We start from the raw sequence: 2,256 nt of genomic DNA, 5'->3' as shown, positions 1-2,256 counted from the left end.
TGGCGTACACGAGGCGCAAGGCGCGATCCTTCGTGGAGCGGGGGAAGGGTTTCCTTGCCTCCCTCCCGGCGTCTCCGGCCCGCGACGGACTGGCGTCCCTGTCGGACTACATCGTTTCCCGCACCCGCTGATTCCCTCCGCCCGGTCCCGCTTGACTCCGTCGCGACTCCGGGACAGAATACCCGGTAGATCTTTCGATCAGAACGGAAGTTCCCGTCGGGCGCCCGATCGAGGGTATCGGGAAGATGGTGCGATTCCATCGCTGCCCCGCAACTGTGACCGGTGACGAAATCCGCAACGAGGCCACTGGGGGGGAATCCCCCGGGAAGGCGCGGAGAGTAGGTTCGTAACCGGAAGCCAGGAGACCGGCCCGACAGGGAGTTTTCCCGGACCACCTTTCGCGGGAGAAGGGTCGGGAAGGCGGGCGCATAGGTCCCATCCCCCGACTCCTCCTCCACGGAAGGGTCGGGGGTTTTCTTTTGAAGCGTCTGCCGGACAGCGCGGGAATGACGGCGGGGCCGGGAGGGGGCCGATGGCTCCTTCTTCCCGTCCTCCTTCTCTTCCTCTCCGCCCGCGGAGCGCCCGGCACAGCGGCGGCGGCCCGGGCTTCCTTTCCCCTGGTCCTGAAAGACGACCGCGGCGTCGCCGTGCAACTGGCGTCCGCTCCCCGCCGGGTCGTCTCGCTCGCGCCGAACCTCACCGAGATCGTCTTCCTCCTCGGGCAGGAGGAAAGGCTCGTCGGGGTGACGAGGTACTGCAACGATCCCCCCGGGGCGGCGCTTCTTCCCCGGGTCGGAGGGATCGTGGACCCCGACGTGGAGCGGATCGTGGCGGCCGCGCCGGACCTCGTCCTGTGCACGACGGACGGCAACCCGAGGGAGAGGATCAGGGTCCTCGAGGAGATGGGGATCCCCTGTTTCGCGGCGGGCCCGCAGAACCTGGCCGCGGTCTTCGAAACGATCGAGAAGATCGGGGAGATCCTGGGCGTGCCCGAAAGGGGGAGAAAGGAAGCGAACGCCCTCCGGGCCCGGGCGGAACGTGTTTCCCGGGAGAAGCGCTCCCCTTCGCCCCGCGTGCTCTTCGTCGTCTCCACATCCCCCGTCATCGCGGCCGGCAACGGGACCTTCCTCGACGAGATCGTGCGCATCGCCGGGGGGAGAAACGCCGCCGCTACGTTCGGTGGGCGGTACCCCCGCCTCTCCGTGGAGGACCTGATCCGCGCCGGGCCCGACGTCATTCTCGTGGCCGCGATGAGCGGCGTGGAAGAGTTCTCCCCCGACGTGACGCGGTGGGGAGAGGTTCCCGCTTTCCGCGAAGGGGACGTTTTCTCCCTCGACGGGGACCTGGTCACCCGGCCGGGGCCCCGGATGGTGGCCGCGCTGGAGAGGGTGGACGAGGTGCTCTCCGCCTGGCGGAAGCGGCACCCTCGGGCCGGTGGCCTGGGGAGGGCGACGCGATGAAACGCCCGGTCCTCGCGTTCCCGGTCCTTGCCGCCGCCCTCGCGGGCGCGGTGGCCCTCTCCCTTTCCGCGGGCCCCGTTCCGGTCTCCCTCGGCCAGGTGCTTCGGGCCCTGACGGGAGGGGATGCCGGCGGACCGTCCGGGGAAACGGCCGCGCGGGTCGTCCTTGCGCTCCGGCTGCCGAGGGCTCTTCTCGGGGCGCTGGTGGGCGGCGCGCTTTCCTCCTCCGGCGTGGCGTTTCAGGCGCTTCTGCGCAATCCGCTGGCCGACCCGTACATCCTCGGCGTCTCGGGGGGCGCGGCGGTGGGCGCGATGACCGCCCGGCTCCTGCTGCCGGGCGACTCCTTCCTTCCGCTGCCTCTTTGCGCTTTTCTCGGGGCGGCGCTTGCGGCGTCGGCCGTGTTCCTTCTGGCCCGAAGGAGGAGCGGGGTTTCCCGGGAGCGGCTGATCCTGATGGGCGTGATCGTCGGCGCGTTCCTGAACGCCCTGATCATGATGATGGTCGCCTTAAGCCCCCCGGGGAGGATCCCGGGGGCGATCTACTGGCTCATGGGGGACTTAAGCCTCGGCACGCCCGGGAGGGTCGGGATGCTCGCGCTCTACGTGGGCGGGGGCGTCGGTTGTCTCTTCCTCCTCTCCCGGGGGATGGACCTGTTGCTCCTGGGCGACGAGGCCGCCTTCCAGAGCGGACTGCCGGTGGAGAAGGTGAAGACCGCGGTGTACCTCACCGCTTCCCTTCTTGCCGGCTCCGTGGTCGCGATCTCGGGCCTCATCGGGTTCGTGGGGCTCATCGTGCC

At 69.8% G+C, this 2,256-nt stretch carries 2 protein-coding genes and 1 riboswitch; both genes read left to right on the top strand.

Translation table 11 applies throughout. The features are described from left to right. The first annotated feature begins 201 nt into the window (after window positions 1-201). Window positions 202-389, top strand: a riboswitch (cobalamin riboswitch). A gap of 90 nt (window positions 390-479) precedes the next feature. Continuing rightward, a complete protein-coding gene (locus VJ307_11165) occupies window positions 480-1,460 on the top strand; it encodes a cobalamin-binding protein (GenBank protein ID HJX74696.1) in 981 nt (326 codons plus the stop codon). Continuing rightward, window positions 1,457-2,256 (top strand): iron ABC transporter permease (locus VJ307_11160; protein ID HJX74695.1); only part of this gene is annotated, 800 nt, incomplete at its 3' end. The genes VJ307_11165 and VJ307_11160, both read left to right, overlap by 4 nt.

Source organism: Candidatus Deferrimicrobiaceae bacterium (assembly GCA_035256765.1).
Taxonomy (GTDB): Bacteria; Desulfobacterota; Deferrimicrobia; order Deferrimicrobiales; family Deferrimicrobiaceae; genus CSP1-8.
Note: the sequence above shows the minus strand (reverse complement) of the source record. Positions and strands in the feature narration are given on the sequence as shown.